The following is a 16,108-nucleotide window of genomic DNA, read 5'->3' on the forward strand; positions in this document are numbered from 1 at the left end:
GGCCCGACGGGTCCGGGAACAGATCGCGTGGCACGCATCGCTCACCCCTCCGCTCGGCGGAACCGGGCACGGAAACCGGCCGCCCCGGCCGGTCCGGGAGGCTTCCGTTCACCACGTCCGCTGTCTCTTCCACACCCTGCCCCTCGCCACCCCGCGTTCACTCCTCACCGGCCCGGCCGGCCGCCGGTCCGGCCTCACGGGGAGACCTCGGGGCCCGGAGGCTTCGCGCCCCCGCCGAGGTCGGCCGCCAGCCACTTGTCGTACGAGGCGGACCAGCCCGACTTCCGGTAGTCCTCCAGGACGCGGTTGACCCGCGCCACCAGGTCCGTCGCGTCCTTCTTCATCGCGATGCCGTAGTACTCCTTCGTGAACGGGCTGCCCACCAGGTGCACCGCCGGGTCCTGGGCGGCCTGGCCCGCCGCGAGGGCGCTGTCGGTCACGACCCCGTCGACCTGCCCGAGCTGGAGCCGCACCAGACAGTCCAGCTGATTGGGGACCTGGGTGCGGATGTCCGCGCCGAAGCTCTTCTTCTTCAGCTCCCCGAGCGCCGTGGAGTTCTCGGCGCTGCACAGGCGGCGGCCCTTCAGCGAGTCGTCGTAGCCCGTGATCGGGGAGCCCTGCGGGACGAGCAACTGCTGGCCCGTCTCGAAGTAGACGGTGGAGAAGGCCACGTCCGCCAGCCGCTCGCACGTGATGGTCATCGTGCGCACGACCATGTCGACGTCGCCGTTCTGGATCGCCGCGATGCGCTGGTTGGTCGGGATCGTCTTGAAGGCCACGGCCTTCTCGTCCCCCAGCACCTCCTTGGCGATCCGCCGTACGAGGTCGATGTCGAAGCCCTCCAGGTCGTTCGTCTGCGGGTTGCGGAAGCCCCAGCGGTAACTGTTCTGGTCCACGCCGACGATGAGCCGGTTGGGCTTGTCCGTCCGGGTCTTGATGTCCTTGATGGTCGGCCCCTCGGCCGTGGACGGCGGCACGCTCTTGTACAACTCGTCGTTGGTGCAGTCCTTGCTCGCGCTCACCCCCGAGGCGTGCGCCGTGCCGCCGGAACCGGCCGCCCGCGCCGGTCCGCCCGCTCCCGGTCCGGCGGACGGGACCAGGAGCAGCCCCGCGACCAGGGCGCCGGTGCCGGCCACCGCCGCCACCGCCGCGCCCCGGCGCCCCGTCAGGGCCCGGGACCGCCACTGGCCCGCCCCGCCCTCCACGTGCGTGCGTCGCCGCGTCATCGTGCCTCCTCCCGTCCACCCGGGCCGCCGCCCGTACGGTCGCGCGCGGTCCGTCCGCGCGCGGCCCCGCTCACCGGTACTCCGAGAGCCTGCGGCCGATGCCCAGCACCGCGCCCGCGCCGCCGAGCAGCGCGAGCACCCCCGAGCCCACCGGCATCCCCGTCATCGCGCCCTCGCCGTCCTGCGCGGAGCCCCGGAAATCGGCCTGCTCCGCCGTGATCCCGCCGCCGAGGGCCTTGTCGACGGCGTCGAAGGACTGCGCGGTGGGCCGGGCGTTCCCGGCTGTGCCGATCACCTTCTCCAGGGCCTTCTTGTACTCGCCGTCGTCGTCCAGCCGCCGGGCCTCGCCGTGCCGGTTGCGCCACTCCTGCGCGCGGGCGCGGGCCTCCTCGACGGCCCCCGTGCCCGCGCCGCTGTCGGCCAGCTCCAGGGCCCGGCCGAGGTAGCCGCCGTCCTTGCCGTGCCCGGACTGCTCCGGACCGGCCAGCGCCTTCATCTGCTGCTGGTACGTGTACTCGTAGGCGTCGACGGTCTTGTCACCGACCTTCCGGGTCACCGCGCCCCGGTTCACGAGCGTCAGGTTCTCGCTCGCCCGCGCCTTGAGCGAGGCGATCCGCGCGTCGTTGAGCACGCGCAGCGAGGCGACCCCGCTCTCCTTCGAGTTGTTCAGCTCACCGCGTGCGACCGTGTGACCGGCCGTCACCCACAGCAGCAGGACGAGCGTGGCGGCGCCGGCCGCGACCAGGCCCTGGTTGAGGACCCGGCTGGTCCTGCGGTAGTCCCGCACCTGGGCCCGGGCGAGCGCGGCCAGTGTCAGCACGCCGAGACCGATCGCGAGCCACGGGTACGGCGTCGCCCGGTCGTAGTCCTCGCCCAGCCGCTCGTTCTCCGCCTGGTACAGCCGCTCGGCCTGCTGGAGCATGTCGGTCTGCATCAGTTCGCTCGCGTGCCGCAGCCAGGCCCCGCCCAGCGGGAGGCCCTGGCGGTTGTAGACCCGCGCGGTGTCGATCTCCCCGGTGTAGACCGGGAGTTTCCGGTTCAGCTTCGCTATGGCCTCGGCCGAGGAGGAGGAGACACCGCTGTTGGAGGCGGCGGCCGCGAGCTTCTCCGAGGCCAGTTCGATGTCGCGGTCATAACGCTCGCGTGTCTTCGCCGGCTCCTGCCCGCCGGAGAGGAAGCCGGTCGAGGCGGCCGTGTCCGCGTCGGCGAGCGCCTGGAAAATGCTCGCCGCGTCGTTCGTCAGCGGCTGGCTGCGGTGCAGTACGTCATGGGCGGCGGCCGAGCGTTCCGCGGTCTGCCACGCCGTCACCGCCCCGAAGGCCACGACGAGCAGCGCGAGCACCAGCCCGATCAGCCGCAGCCGCCCCGGCTCCGTGCCGAGCGCGTACCGCAACCGGTCCACGCCCTCCGCCCAGGCGGAGCGACGCGGTACGGGCGCCCCGGGCGCCCCACGCTGCGCGGGCACGGTGGGCGCGGCCGGTGGGGAGGCGGGCGCGTTCCCGGGAGCCTCGGACAGCACGCTGCCCCCGGGTGCGGCCCTGCCGTTCGGCGGGTGTGTCACTGCGACCTCCCCCTCGGTCGTTCGGCGTTCGCTCCCCTTCGCGTCGGCGGGGAGAAGTGCTGGGCCGCCAGTATGGTCCCCGGCCCCCGTGTCCACGCCAGCGTTTCATCGATCTTGCGTGGTGCGCTCCCGTACGCGTCGGTCGCGGGCGGACGGACCGCGTGCTCACGTTCCGCGACCGTGACCGTACACGGCGCCCCGGGTCGCGGTCGCGCGCCGCTGCCCTTCTATACGCCGGCGCACCCGCCGCCGGTTCCCGTACGGCACCGGTACGGGCGGGGGAGGAGAAACCACGCGTGGCCGTTCCGCTTCGAACGGAACGGCCACGGGTGAAGGAGAGGCGGTGCTCAGACCGCGGGGACCTCCTGACGGGGGACCTGCCGCGGACCGGCCCAGTGCGCGCGGGCCCGGTCGTGCGCCGAGGTCGGCAGCCGCAGGTGGTCCAGGCCCAGCAACGCGGCGCCCAGCACCGGACGTTCGGCCACGACCCGGGCCACGGCGTGCGGGGCGCGCTCGGCCAGCAGCCGCACGATCCGACCGTTCAGCCCCGGGTGCCCGGCGGCGAGCACCCCGCCGCCCAGCAGCACCGGGACCTCCTCACCGAGCAGGCCGAGGCGGCGCAGGGCGACCGTCGACATCGCGACGACCTCCTCGGCCATCCGCGCCACGAGGGCTTCGGCGACCGCGTCCCCGGAACCGGCCACCGCGAACAGCACCGGGGTGAGTTCGTGCCGGCGCGCGTACGGGATGCGGCCGAGGTGGAAGGCCTCGATCAGCTCGTACATCGTCTCCAGGCCGAAGTGGGCGGGCAGCGCCCCCCTCAGCCGGGTCTGCTCGCCCCTGCCGTCCTCGGCGCGCGCCGCGCACCACAGGGCCTCCTCGGCCAGGCCCCCGCCGCCGCCCCAGTCGCCCGACAGCTTCCCGATCGCGGGGAAGCGGGCGGTACGGCCGTCCGGCAGCATCCCGGCGCAGTTGATCCCGGCCCCGCACACGACGGCGACCCCGCGCGGCTCGGCGTCCTCCAGGAGACCGGCCCGCAGCACCGCGAAGGTGTCGTTGAGCACCGTCGTCGTACCGCCCCAGCCGCGCGCGTCGATGGCCCGCGCCAACTCCTCCTCCTCGACGGGGAGATCGGCGTTGGCCAGACAGGCCGAGACGTGCTGGACCCGGGCGTCGGCCGGCAGGCCGGCGTCCGCGAAGGCGCGCTCCACCGCGTCCTGGAGGACGTCGACGGCGGTGCGCACCCCGACCTGCGGGGGCTGGAAGCCGCCGCCGCGCGCCGCGCCGAGGACGGTGCCGTCCGCGGCGAGGAGGGCGACGTCGGTCTTGCTGTTGCCCGCGTCGACCGCGAGGACGGCGGCGGACGCGGGAGTGCTCAGGCCCACGCCAGGTGCTCCCGGTTGTGCGCGATCAGGGTGTCGGTCAGCTGGTCCGCGTACTCGATCTGGCCGACCAGCGGGTGCGCGAGCAGCGCCTGGAACACCGCGTCCCTGCTGCCGTTCAGCGCGGCCTTGAGCGCGAGGTCCTCGTACGCCGTGGTGTGCGCGATCAGACCGGCGTACAGCGGGTCGAGCTTCTTGACGGGCAGCGGGACGACGCCCTCGTGGCCGACGCTCGCCTGCACCTCGATCACCGCGTCGTCCGCGAGGAAGGGCAGCGTCCCGTTGTTGAAGGTGTTCACGACCTGGTACGGCGATCCACCGCTGCCCAGCAGGGAGGCCGCGAGGTCCACGGCCGCCTCCGAGTAGAAGGCGCCGCCGCGCTTGGCGAGCAGCTCCGGCTTCTCGTCGAGCTTCGGGTCCCCGTACATCTGAAGGAGCTGCTTCTCCATCGCGGCGACCTGGGAGGCGCGCGTGGGCTTCGTCCGCGCCTCCCGTACGACGGCGTCGTGCTGGTAGTAGTAGCGCAGGTAGTACGAGGGGACGACGCCGAGCCGGGTCACGACCTCGCGCGGCATGTGCAGGTCGTCGGCGACCGCGTCCAGGTGCTCGGTGAGCAGCCGGGGCAGGACGTCCTCGCCCTCGGGGCCGCCGAGGCGGACGCCCGTCTCCCACGTGAGGTGGTTCAGGCCCACGTGGTCGAGGTGGATCTCGGAGGGCGCGAGGTCCAGCAGTCGCGCGAACTTGCGCTGGAAGCCGATGGCGACGTTGCACAGGCCGACGGCCTTGTGCCCGGCGGTCAGCAGCGCCCGGGTCACGATGCCCACCGGGTTGGTGAAGTCGATGATCCAGGCGTCCGGGTTGGTGCGGCGCACGCGCTCGGCGATGTCGAGCACGACGGGCACGGTGCGCAGGGCCTTGGCGAGGCCGCCGGCCCCGGTGGTCTCCTGTCCGACGCAGCCGCACTCCAGCGGCCAGGTCTCGTCCTGGTCGCGGGCGGCCTGGCCGCCGACGCGGAGCTGGAGCAGCACCGCGTCGGCGCCCTCGACACCGGCGTCCAGGTCGGAGGTGGTGGTGATGGTGCCGGGGTGGCCCTGCTTGGCGAAGATCCGCCGGGCGAGGCCGCCCACCAGCTCCAGCCGGTCGGCCGCGGGGTCGACCAGGACCAGTTCCTCGATCGGCAGGGTGTCGCGCAGTCGCGCGAACCCGTCGATGAGTTCGGGTGTGTAGGTCGAACCTCCGCCGACCACGGTGAGCTTCATGGATCTAGCCCTTTACTCCGGTGAGAGTGACGCCTTCGACGAAGGCCTTCTGTGCGAAGAAGAAGACGATGACCACGGGGGCCATGACCAGCAGGGTCGCGGCCATCGTCATGTTCCAGTTGACGCTGTGGGCGCTCTTGAAGGACTCCAGGCCGTAGCTCAGGGTCCAGGCGCCCGGGTTCTGCGCGGCGTAGATCTGCGGGCCGAAGTAGTCGTTCCAGCAGTAGAAGAACTGGAACAGGGCCACGGCGGCGATGCCCGGCTTGGCCATCGGCACGATGATCCTGAGGAGGGTCCGCAGCTCACCGCAGCCGTCGACGCGCGCCGACTCGACGTACTCCTTGGGGATGGTGAGCAGGAACTGCCGCAGCAGGAAGATCGAGTAGGCGTCGCCGAAGGCCATCGGGATGATCAGTGGCCACAGCGTGCCCGAGAGGTGGAACTGCTGGGCCCACACCAGGTACATCGGGATCACGATGACCTGCGGCGGCAGCATCATCGTGGAGATGACCAGGACCATCGCCGTCCTGCGGCCCCGGAAGCGGAACTTGGCGAGGGCGTAGGCGACGGGCACCGAGGAGCAGACCGTGAACAGGGTGCCCAGCACCGCGTACAGGAGCGAGTTCTTCCACCAGTCGAGGAAGCCGGGCGTGTGGAACACGTCGGCGTAGTTCGACCAGTGCCAGGAGGTGGGCCACAGGCTGCCGCTCATCGCCTGGCTGTCGCTCATCACCGAGGTGAGGAAGACGAACACGAACGGCAGGACGAAGACCAGGGCCAGCGCGATGGCGACCGTGTGCACGGCGATCCAGTTCAGGATCCGCTTGCGGCGCGCTCTGCCGTTGTCGCGGGCGCTGCCCGAGGCCGCCGGGCGCGCGGCGGTGACCGGCGCGTCGAGGGTGGTGGTGGTCATGATCAGTCCTCCGCCGTCAGCAGGCCGGTGCTCTTGCGCATCAGCAGCAGGGTGACGGCCATGGCGATGGCGAACAGTACGAGCGAGAGCACGCACGCGGCACCGGTGTTGAAGTTCTGGAAGCCCAGGGAGTAGACGAGCTGCGGGACCGTCAGGGTCGAGTGGTCGGGGTAGCCGGGCTGGATGACCGAGCCGGGGCCGACCGAGACGCCCGAGGCCAGCTTCCCCGCGACCAGGGCCTGTGTGTAGTACTGCATGGTCTGCACGACGCCCGTGACGACCGCGAACATCACGATCGGGGTGATCGCGGGCCAGGTCACGTAGCGGAACTTGCCGAGGGCCCCGGCGCCGTCCAGCTCGGCGGCCTCGTACTGCTCCTTCGGCACGTCCAGCAGGGCGGCCATGAAGATGACCATGAGGTCGCCGATGCCCCACACGGAGAGCATCACCAGGGAGGGCTTGGACCAGTTCGGGTCGTTGAACCAGTTCGGCCCGTCGATCCCGAACCAGGACAGGACCTCGTTGACCGGACCCGTCGACGGGTTGAGCAGGAAGACGAAGGCGACGGTGGCGGCCACCGGCGGGGCCAGGTACGGCAGGTAGAACGCGGTGCGGAAGAAGCCCACACCCGCCTTGATCCTGGTGACCAGCAGGCCGATGCCGAGGCCGAAGACCACCCGCAGCGCCACCATGACGACGACCAGCCACAGCGTGTTCCACAGGGCGGGGCCGAACAGCGGCATCTGCGTGAAGACGTACTTCCAGTTCTTCAGCCCCACGAAGTCGGGCGTCTCGATCTGGTTGTAGTGCATGAACGAGAAGTAGACGGTGGCGATCAGCGGATAGCCGAAGAACACCGAGAAGCCGATGAGCCAGGGCGACAGGAAACCCAGGGTGCGCAGCCGGGCGCGGTTCTTCTTGCGGCGCAGCGGGGCGCTGTCCTTGACCGGCGCGCGCCGGGCGGACTTCGCCGGGCCGGGGAGGGGGAGTGCCATCTGGAGTTCCTCAGTTTTCCGACTGGAGGTTGTCGGCGTCGATCTGGTCGTCGAGCTTCCTGAGCCCGGCGTGGAGGTCGTGCTCCTTGCCCTCTTCCACGGAGTACGAGAAGTCCTGGAAGGAGGTGATGTACTGGCCGCCGTTGTTCGAGGGCGGGATCGCCTGGCTGTGCGGGTTCTGGGCGATCCTGATGAAGGCGCGGAACGCGGGGTCGGGGTCCAGGTCCGGGGACTTGAGGGCCGCGAAGGTCGAGGGCACGTTGTGGATCGCGTTGGCGAAGGCCACGACCTGCCGCGTGTCGGTGGTCAGGAACTTCACGAGTTCGAAGGCCGCGTTCTGGTGCTGACTGCTGTGCGCGACGCCGGCCACGGTCCCGGTGAGGTAGCCGCGCCCGTAGGTGCCGGCCTGGTCGTCGGGGACCGGGAGCGGGGCGACGCCCCAGTCGAACTTCGCCTTCGACTCGTTCAGCATGAGGCCGCGCCACTCACCGTCGAGGTGCATCGCGAGCTTCCCGGTGAGGAAGCCGTTCTGCGAGGACATCTCGTCGCCGAAGGTGCCGCGCAGCCGCTCCATCTTCTGGAAGCCGCCCTGCGCGTCGTCGAGCGCCTTCATCGCGGCGTAGAACTGCTCGGTCTTCGGTTCCTCGGCGAGCCTGGCCTTGCCGTCCGCGCCGAAGTACTGCGGGCCCCACTGCGCGAACATCCGGTCGGGGCTGTTCTGGTAGAGCCGGAAGCTCGGCATGAAACCGACCTGCTTGAGCGTGCCGTCGCCGTTCTTCCGCGTCAGCTTCGCCGCGTCGCGCTTCATCTCGGAGATCGTGTGCGGGGGCCGTGCGATACCGGCCGCCCTGAACTCGTCCTTGTTGTAGTACATGCCGTAGGCGTCGGCGAGCAGCGGCAGCGCGCACTGCGTGCCCTCGTACTGGGTGTAGTCGAGGAGGGTCTTCGGGAAGACCTTCTTCTTGTCGATCCCGCTCTTCTTCAGGAACGGGTCGAGGTCGGCCCACATACCGGAGGAGCAGTACTGGCCGACGTTGTTGGTGGTGAAGGAGGTCACCACGTCGGGGGCCTGGGAACCACCCGCGCGCAGCGCCTGGTTGACCGTCGCGTCGCTGACGTTGCCGGTCGACCTGACGTGGATGTTCGGGTGCAGCTTCTCGAAGCGGGCGATGCTGTCGTTGATCGCCTTGACCTCGCCGGGGGCCGACCAGCCGTGCCAGAACTTCAGCGTCACGGGCTTGGCCGGGTCGTCGTTTGCGCTGCCGGTGCTCGGATTCGCGCAGCCGGACAGGAGCAGTCCGGCTGCGGCAAGCGACGCGGCCATACAGGTGCGTATGCGCCAACGCGGCATGGCGGACTTCCTTTGCGGGAGGGGGACTCGGGGAATCCCACGTAGGACGGGACGGGGGGGGAGGGGCGGTGATACGGGAGTGCGGGGGTCTGTGGGGCCGCAGGAGGACCGGAGTCAGGTGCGGGGGCCAGTGGGGGCCAGCGGGGGCCAGTGGGTGTCAGCGGGTGTCAGTGGGTGTCGAAGACCGTGTCGCGGGTCCGGGTGAGCGCGGAGCGCAGCGCGCCGACGAGGATGGGGTCCCCGGCCAGCTCGCTGATCCGCAACAGGGGCCTGGGCAGGGCGAGACCGGTGAGTTCGGCCTCGACGCGGCGGCGCAGCTCCTCGCCGCCCGCCTCGGCGACCTGCCCGGACAGCACGACGAGTTCGGGGTCCACGACGGCGACGACGGCGGCGAGTCCGGTGGCCAGGCGGCGCGCGGTCTCCTCCAGCACGCTCCGGTCGCTCAGCGCCTCGGCGAGCGGCCTGCCCCCGGCCAGGGCCCGGACCGCGGGCACCGACACGAGGGACTGGAGGCCGCCGCCCCCGTCGTCCCCGGCCGTCGCGTTCTCGCCGCCGCGTGCGAGCGGGGCGCCGGGCAGCGGCATGTAGCCGATCTCGCCCGCGCCACCGGTGGCCCCGCGCAGCAGGTTGCCGCCCAGCACGATCGCGGCGCCCACCCCCCGGTCCACCCAGGCCAGGACGAAGTCGTCGTGGTCCTGCGCCGCGCCCTCGTACTGCTCGGCCATCGCGGCGAGGTTGACGTCGTTCTCGATGCTGACCGGGGTGCCGATCTCCTCGGACAGTTCGGCGAGCAGGCTGCGGGAGTGCCAGCCGGGCAGGTGCGGGGCGTACCGCAGTTCCCCGGTGTCCGGGTCCAGGGCGCCGGGGGTGCCGATGACCGCCCGGTGCAGGCGCCCGGCGGGCAGCCCCGCCTCGGCGAGTGCGCCCTCGACGGCCTCCCGGGCGAGCCGGGCCGCGGGCCGGGCCGCGCCCCGCGCGGCGCTCTCGGCCTCGACGCGGCTGCGGCCGACCACGGTGCCGGTGATGTCGGCGACCACGGCGCTGATCCCGGTGTGGCCCACCGAGAGCGCGGCGACGTGGGCGGCGCCCGGGTTTATCTCGTACAGCAGGGCGTTGGGGCCGGGGCGGCCGCTCTCGCTGCCGGTGGCGCGGACCAGGCCCGCCTCCTCCAGCCGGCTCAGCAACTGCGAGGTGGTCGGCTTCGACAGGCCGGTCAGCTCGCCGATCCGGGTGCGGGTGAGGGGACCGTGCAGGACGAGGAGGTCGAGGGCGGCCCGGTCGTTCATGGCGCGCAGCACCCGTGGAGTACCCGGGGTTCCAGCGGTCGTTGCCATGCGAGACGCACCTGTCCTTCGGCTTGCCGAACCTTCCTGACCACACTGTTAGGAAGGTTTCCTATCGGTGGGAGGAACGTAGAACGCGTGTGAAGAGCGCGTCAAGAGTCCGGGCGGCCGGAAAACGCCGGAAAGCCCCCGGGCAACGGGAGAGTTGCCTGCGGGGGCTTTCCGGGAAACGGCTGCTACCTGCGCAGACGTGGGCGGGAGCCGGTCGCGGCGAGGTGCTTGTGTGACGCAGGTATCAGCGGCTTCCGGCCATCCGGCGCGGGGGCGGGCGGGCAGCCGTCCGGGGCGGACGGGGCCGCCCGGCCATCGGGCGTCGGCCGGGGGCTACTTGGACAGCGGCGGGGAGGGCGGCGGCACGATCGGCGCGGCCGCGAGGGACTGCGGGGAGGTCGTCGAGGCGTACGCGGAGGGCGCCGCCATCCCGGCCGTCGGATCGGCCGGGGCGGCCTCCGGGTCGGTCCCCACGGGCATTCCGCCGACGATCCGCAGACCGGCCGCGTCGAAGGCCCGCTTGATCCGCCAGCGCAGCTCACGCTCCACGGAGAGCGCCTTGCCCGGCATCGTCTTCGCGGAGACCCGCACCACCATCGAGTCCAGCAGCACCGACTCCAGGCCGAGCAGTTCGATCGGGCCCCACAGCCGCTCGTTCCACGGCTCCTCCTTGCTCATGGCCGAGGAGACATCGGTGAGCGTGGCGGCGACCTTGTCGAGGTCCTCGTCGGCGCGGACCGTCACGTCGACGCCCGCCGTGGCCCAGCCCTGGCTGAGGTTGCCGATGCGCTTGACCTCGCCGTTGCGGATGTACCAGATCTCCCCGCTGTCCCCGCGCAGCTTCGTGACCCGCAGGCCCACCTCTATGACCTCCCCGCTCGCCACCCCCGCGTCGATCGTGTCCCCGACGCCGTACTGGTCCTCCAGGATCATGAAGACCCCGGAGAGGAAGTCCGTCACGAGATTGCGGGCGCCGAAACCGATCGCGACGCCCGCGACCCCCGCCGAGGCCAGCAGCGGGGCCAGGTTGATCTGGAAGGTCGACAGGATCATGAGCGCGGCCGTGCCCAGGATGAGGAAGGAGGCGACCGAACGCAGCACCGAGCCGATGGCCTCCGAGCGCTGCCTGCGCCGCTCCTGGTTGACCAGCAGCCCGCCCAGCGCCGTACCGTCCACCGCCTGCACGGTGCGGTTCATCCGCGCTATGAGCCGGGTGATGGTCCTGCGCACGACGTGCCGCAGCACCGCCGCGATCACCACGACGAGGATGATCCGCAGACCCACCCCCAGCCAGTCCGACCAGTTCTCCTGGACCCAGCCCGCAGCGTCCGTGGCACGCTCCTGGGCGTCCTCGAAGGTGACCGGCTCCGGGGTTTCCTCGGCGGCCGACAGGACGGACGGCAACACGGCGGGACCTCCATGCGGGGGGAAGAGAACAGACCAACCACACTAACGGGGCAGCGCGGGCCGACCGGCGCGCTCACCCGCGCCGAGACGCGACTCACCCGCCCCCGGCGCGTCACCGCACCGCACCGCACCGCCCGCGCGCCCCCGCGCGGGGCCCGCTGTGGGCGAAAACACTCCGGGCCCGTTACCGGCTCATGGTGGCGCCACGACCAGCGTTGAGGGGACACTGGTGCGGATCGTCCCGGCGCGAGCCACGCGCCGCCGGCGTACAAGGAGGCATACGTGCCGCATGTCCTGGTCCTCAACGCGTCGTACGAACCCCTGGGCGTCGTCCCCCTGCGCCGCGCGCTGGTGCTCGTACTGGAGAACAAGGCCCTGTGCCTGGAGGAGTCCGGCTCCTACCTGCACAGCGCCACCCGCACCGTGCCCGCTCCCAGCGTGGTCCGGCTGAAGCGGTTCGTGCGGGTCCCCTACCGGGGGCCCGTCCCCCTCACCCGGCGCGCGCTGTTCGCCCGGGACGGCGGGAAGTGCGCCTACTGCGGCTCCGCCGCGACCAGCGTCGACCACGTCGTCCCGCGCAGCCGGGGCGGCCTGCACGCGTGGGACAACGTCGTGGCCTCGTGCCGCCGCTGCAACCACACCAAGGCCGACCGCCACCTCGTCGAACTCGGCTGGCGCCTGCGCCACACCCCCGCCCCGCCCACCGGCCTGGCCTGGCGCATCATCGGCACCGGCCACCGCGACCCCCGCTGGCTGCCGTACCTGCGCCCCTTCGGCGCGGACGACGCCCTGGAGCGCATCGACGGGATCTCGGCCTGAGGGGGCGCAACCGGGGGGCGTACGCGGAGCCGGCCGGCGGCCGGAAGCCACCGGCCGGCCGGGTGCGCGCCGGCCGGGTCAGCGCACCCAGTTCTTCAGCGGTTCGGTGTCCAGGCCGAAGCCGACCGACTCCGGAAGCTCCACCCACTTCCCGAACGGCACCGTCTCCACGCGCTCGTACCGCGCGCCGTCCGGCCGGCTGTGCACCTTGACCTCAAGGGAGTCCCGGTCGACGAGCAGGTAGACCGGGATGCCGGACTCGGCGTAGGCGCGCGGCTTCTCCTTGCGGTCCCTGCGGTCCGTGTCCGAGTCGTAGGAGGTGACCTCGACGACCATCAGGACGGGGGAGGGGTCGGCCCATTCGCCCTGTCCGACGAAGGCGTCGGCGGGTACGAGCAGCCCGTCCGGCCGCGCGCGCCCCTCCCGGTACGTCTCGATCACCAGCCCCTGCGCCGGGTCGAGCCACAGGTCGGGCCTGTGCTGCATGCAGATACGCGTCAGCCACTGGATGATGCGTCCGTGATCGCCGTCCGGCAGGGCCTTGCCCCCGATGTGCCCGCCGATGAACTCCAGCCTCGCCCCCTCCACGGTGCGGGCGGCTGTGCGGGCGAGTTCCTCGAACTCCGAGGCGAGCATCTGGGGGCGGTCACCGGGAGCCTGCACGGGTCCTCCAGCCGTCGGCGGAATCGTGATTCAAGATAAGCGGCGCCAGACGGGAGGGGGCGCCCCGTTCCGGGCGGGCGAGGGCAGCGGCTCGCGGGGGCCCGGCCCGGCGCGCCGTTGGCCCGTGCCCGCGCCCGGGGCGCGCAAAATGTGACGCGGAGCACGTCCTCCGCAATAAAATGTCTGGCTCCGGGTCCGCTGGGTAGGGCTGCCGTGACCGTGTAACGGACACACTCGACCGAAGGAGGCCCTCGTGGCCGCATCGGCTCATCTGCTGCTCTCGGCCCTGTCCAAACGCCCGGACCTGCCGGCCCAGCCGGTCGTCCGCGCCGAACTCCCGGACCAGCGCTGGTCCGAGGGTGCGGGGCGGCCCGACCTGTCGGCAGTGTCCGACCCCGACGCGGGGCTGGAGGGCGCGAGTTCCTGCACGTGCCTCGAAGCCCCCCTGACCAGCGAACCCCCGCTCGCCGACGCGGCCCCGCTCACGAGCGAGCCGCCCCTGCCCGACGCCGCGCCGCTCACCAGCGAGCCCACCGCGAACGGCACGGCCTACGAACCCGAGTACGCGACCGTATAGCCACCCGCACGGCACCCCGACCGGCCGGCCGGACACCGGACAGACAGGCGGAACACACCGATGGCACTGGCCCGACTCGCCGCCCTGCACGGGGTCGCCACGTCCTACGCCCCCTCTCCCGAGGAGACCGTCGAGGTCCCCGAGGCCGCCGTGGTCGCCGCGCTCGCCGCCCTCGGCGTCGACGCGCGCACCCCGGAGGCGGTCTCGGCCGCCCTCGCCGCGCACGCCCGGGAGGCGGAGCGCCGTCTGCTGGCGCCGACCGTCGTCGTGCACACTCCGCCCGACGACCCGGACACCGCTCCGGTCGCGCCCCCGCCGGCCCTCGACGCCCTGCCCGAGGGCACCCGCGTCGAGGTCCGCACCGAACAGGGCTCCGTGGTCACCTGGACCGTCACCCCCGGCGAGGCGCCGCCCGCGCTGCCGCTGGGGGTGCACGGGCTCCAGGCGGTCGCACCCGACGGGCGCGGCGCCCAGGTCCACCTCGTCGTCGCGCCCGACCACGTGCCCGCGCCCGAGGGCCGCTCCACCGGGCTGCTCGTCCAGCTCTACTCGCTGCTGTCCGGCCGCTCCTGGGGCATGGGCGACCTCGCCGACCTCGCCGCGCTCGCCGCCTGGTCCTCCCGTACGTACGGACTCGGCTTCGTCCAGGTCAACCCGCTGCACGCGGCCGTGCCCGGAAGCCCCACCGACCCCTCCCCGTACCGCCCCTCCTCGCGCCGCTTCCCCGACCCGGTGCACCTGCGCGTCGAGGACGTCCCCGAGTACGGCTACCTCGACGCGGACGCCCGCGCGCGCGTCGCGCCCCTCCTGGAGCGGGCCGCCGCGCTGCGCTCCGCCGTGCTCACCGGGGACGCCCTCATCGACCGCGACGCCGTGTGGGCCTGCAAACTGCCCGTACTCGAAGAGGTGTGCGCCGTCCCGCTCGACCCCGGCCGGCAGGGCGCCTACGCGGCCTTCCTCGCCGCCCAGGGGCAGCCCCTGGAGGACCACGCCACCTGGTGCGCGCTCGCCGAGGCGCACGGAGCGGACCCGGTCGCCTGGCCCGAGGGGCTCGACGACCCCCGGTCCGCCGCGACCGGCCGGGCCCGCTCCGCGCTGCGCGAGCGCGTCGAGCTGTACCAGCGGCTCGCCTGGCTCACCGACACACAGCTCGTCGCCGCGCAGGACACCGCGCGCGCCGCCGGGATGGCCGTGGGCCTCGTGCACGACCTCGCGGTCGGCGTCCACCCGCAGGGCTCCGACGCGTGGGCGCAGCGCGCCTTCCTCGCCCCGGGCATGTCGGTGGGCGCCCCGCCCGACGCCTTCAACGCGCGCGGCCAGGACTGGGGCCTGCCGCCCTGGCGCCCCGACCGGCTCGCCGCCTCCGGCTACGCGCCCTTCCGGGAGCTGCTGCGTGCGCTGTTCCGCTACGCGGGCGCCGTCCGCATCGACCACGTCATGGGCCTGTTCCGGCTCTGGTGGGTGCCGGAGGGCCGCGAGCCCACCGAGGGCACGTACGTCACCTACGACGCGGAGGCGATGCTCGCCGTCCTCGCCCTGGAGGCGCACCGCGCCGGTTCCTTCGTGATCGGCGAGGACCTCGGCACCGTCGCCCCGGGGGTCCGCGAGACCCTCGCGCGGCGCGGCGTCCTCGGCACCTCCGTGCTCTGGTTCGAACGGGACTGGGCGGACGGCTCCCGGCCGCTGGGCCCCGAGGAGTGGCGCACCGGCTGCCTCGCGACCGCCACCACCCACGACCTGCCGCCCACCGCCGCGCGCTACACCGGCGAGGACGTCCGGCTGCGCGAGAGCCTGGGCCTGCTGGCCCGCCCGTACGCCGAGGAGAGCGCCGAGGCCGCCGGGGAGCTGCGGGAATGGCTCGGGGTGCTCTCCACCCTCGGGCTGCTGCCCGAGGGGCCCGGCGACGAGGAGGGCGCGATCCGCGCCGTGCACCGCTTCCTGCTGCGCACCCCGGCCCGGCTCACCGGCGTCTGGCTGCCCGACACGGTGGGCGACCGCCGGCCGCAGAACCTGCCGGGCACCTGGGACCAGTACCCGAACTGGCGGCTGCCGCTGTCGGACGCCGAGGGCCGCCCCCTGACGCTGGAACAACTGACGGCCGCCCCGCGCCTGCGGGCCTTCTTCGACGGGCTGCGCCTCGCCCCGCCGTCCGGTCCCCTCGGCTGAGCGCGGGCGGGCCCCGTACGGACCCCCGCCCGCGCGGCCCGCGAGCGGCCCGGTTAAGTTGATCCCGTGGACAAGAAGGTGGACAAGAACGCTCTGCGCGCCGGCGCCCTCGCGGCCGGTACGACGCTGCTCATGCTGGCCATGACGTCTCCGGCCCTCGCCCTGACCCGCGACGACGGCGACGACCCGGGCCCGGGCCTCAACGTGCTCCAGACCCTCGGTCTGTTCGTGGGCATCCCGATCCTGGCCTTCCTCGTGATCGCCGGCCTCGTGACGCTCGGCACGAAGAAGACGGAAAAGCTGCCGCACGCCTGAGCACACCCCCAGCCTTACCGGCCGGGCCCCCGCCCCCGCACGCACACACCGCGGGCGGCGGGGGCCCGGCTGCGCGCGTGCGCGCAGGGGCGCGGTGTCAGCCGTCCGCGTGCGGGTTCCGCACCGGGGCTGCGGGTGAT

The 16,108-nt window shown here is 72.9% G+C and carries 14 protein-coding genes; 4 read left to right on the plus strand and 10 right to left on the minus strand.

All coding sequences use genetic code 11. The annotated features are described in order from the left end of the window. Nucleotides 1-194 precede the first annotated feature (194 nt). The 9 genes from AB0J21_RS07630 to AB0J21_RS07670 all read right to left on the minus strand — a co-directional run bounded on the left by AB0J21_RS07630 (nucleotide 195) and on the right by AB0J21_RS07670 (nucleotide 11,428). Nucleotides 195-1,226 carry a glutamate ABC transporter substrate-binding protein gene (locus tag AB0J21_RS07630; RefSeq protein WP_363144924.1) on the minus strand — a complete coding sequence of 344 codons (1,032 nt, stop codon included), beginning with the start codon at nucleotides 1,224-1,226 and terminating at the stop codon, nucleotides 195-197. 70 nt (nucleotides 1,227-1,296) lie between these two features. Then, nucleotides 1,297-2,787, minus strand: a complete 1,491-nt coding sequence (locus AB0J21_RS07635) for a hypothetical protein (protein WP_363144925.1) — start codon at nucleotides 2,785-2,787, stop codon at nucleotides 1,297-1,299. Nucleotides 2,788-3,134: 347 nt separating this feature from the next. Further along, nucleotides 3,135-4,172: a BadF/BadG/BcrA/BcrD ATPase family protein gene (locus AB0J21_RS07640; RefSeq protein WP_363144926.1), complete on the minus strand. Its 1,038-nt coding sequence runs from the start codon at nucleotides 4,170-4,172 to the stop codon at nucleotides 3,135-3,137. After that, entirely contained in the window at nucleotides 4,163-5,428 is a 1,266-nt protein-coding gene (locus AB0J21_RS07645) for a 6-phospho-beta-glucosidase (RefSeq protein ID WP_363144927.1), read from the minus strand. The genes AB0J21_RS07640 and AB0J21_RS07645 overlap by 10 nt, the downstream gene beginning before the upstream one ends. 4 nt (nucleotides 5,429-5,432) lie before the next feature. Beyond that, on the minus strand, nucleotides 5,433-6,341 hold the full coding sequence (locus tag AB0J21_RS07650) for a carbohydrate ABC transporter permease (protein ID WP_363144928.1): 909 nt from the start codon (nucleotides 6,339-6,341) through the stop codon (nucleotides 5,433-5,435). Nucleotides 6,342-6,343: 2 nt separating this feature from the next. Beyond that, a complete protein-coding gene (locus tag AB0J21_RS07655) occupies nucleotides 6,344-7,336 on the minus strand; it encodes a sugar ABC transporter permease (protein ID WP_363144929.1) in 993 nt (330 codons plus the stop codon). Between the two features lie 10 nt (nucleotides 7,337-7,346). Then, nucleotides 7,347-8,687, minus strand: a complete 1,341-nt coding sequence (locus AB0J21_RS07660) for an extracellular solute-binding protein (RefSeq protein WP_363144930.1) — start codon at nucleotides 8,685-8,687, stop codon at nucleotides 7,347-7,349. A gap of 167 nt (nucleotides 8,688-8,854) precedes the next feature. Next, entirely contained in the window at nucleotides 8,855-10,021 is a 1,167-nt protein-coding gene (locus tag AB0J21_RS07665) for an ROK family transcriptional regulator (RefSeq protein ID WP_363144931.1), read from the minus strand. Nucleotides 10,022-10,354: 333 nt separating this feature from the next. After that, nucleotides 10,355-11,428 (minus strand): mechanosensitive ion channel family protein, encoded by a 1,074-nt coding sequence (locus tag AB0J21_RS07670; protein ID WP_363144932.1) that lies wholly within the window; start codon nucleotides 11,426-11,428, stop codon nucleotides 10,355-10,357. 282 nt (nucleotides 11,429-11,710) lie between these two features. Here AB0J21_RS07670 and AB0J21_RS07675 point away from each other — a divergent pair, with 282 nt between their 5' ends. Continuing rightward, nucleotides 11,711-12,247: an HNH endonuclease gene (locus AB0J21_RS07675; protein WP_363144933.1), complete on the plus strand. Its 537-nt coding sequence runs from the start codon at nucleotides 11,711-11,713 to the stop codon at nucleotides 12,245-12,247. Between the two features lie 78 nt (nucleotides 12,248-12,325). Here AB0J21_RS07675 and AB0J21_RS07680 read toward each other — a convergent pair whose 3' ends face one another. Then, the gene (locus AB0J21_RS07680) at nucleotides 12,326-12,883 is read right to left on the minus strand and encodes a Uma2 family endonuclease (RefSeq protein WP_363145210.1); all 558 of its coding nucleotides are present in this window, start codon (nucleotides 12,881-12,883) and stop codon (nucleotides 12,326-12,328) included. A gap of 280 nt (nucleotides 12,884-13,163) precedes the next feature. Between AB0J21_RS07680 and AB0J21_RS07685 the strand changes: the two genes are divergently transcribed. The 3 genes from AB0J21_RS07685 (at nucleotide 13,164) to AB0J21_RS07695 (ending at nucleotide 15,968) form a co-directional block, all read left to right on the plus strand. After that, nucleotides 13,164-13,487: a hypothetical protein gene (locus AB0J21_RS07685; protein ID WP_363144934.1), complete on the plus strand. Its 324-nt coding sequence runs from the start codon at nucleotides 13,164-13,166 to the stop codon at nucleotides 13,485-13,487. A gap of 60 nt (nucleotides 13,488-13,547) precedes the next feature. Beyond that, nucleotides 13,548-15,653 carry a 4-alpha-glucanotransferase gene (malQ, locus tag AB0J21_RS07690; protein ID WP_363144935.1) on the plus strand — a complete coding sequence of 702 codons (2,106 nt, stop codon included), beginning with the start codon at nucleotides 13,548-13,550 and terminating at the stop codon, nucleotides 15,651-15,653. 66 nt (nucleotides 15,654-15,719) lie between these two features. Next, nucleotides 15,720-15,968: a hypothetical protein gene (locus tag AB0J21_RS07695; protein ID WP_363144936.1), complete on the plus strand. Its 249-nt coding sequence runs from the start codon at nucleotides 15,720-15,722 to the stop codon at nucleotides 15,966-15,968. Nucleotides 15,969-16,108: the final 140 nt, after the last annotated feature.

Source organism: Streptomyces sp. NPDC049954, assembly GCF_040656295.1.
In the GTDB taxonomy this organism is placed as follows: Bacteria; Actinomycetota; Actinomycetes; order Streptomycetales; family Streptomycetaceae; genus Streptomyces.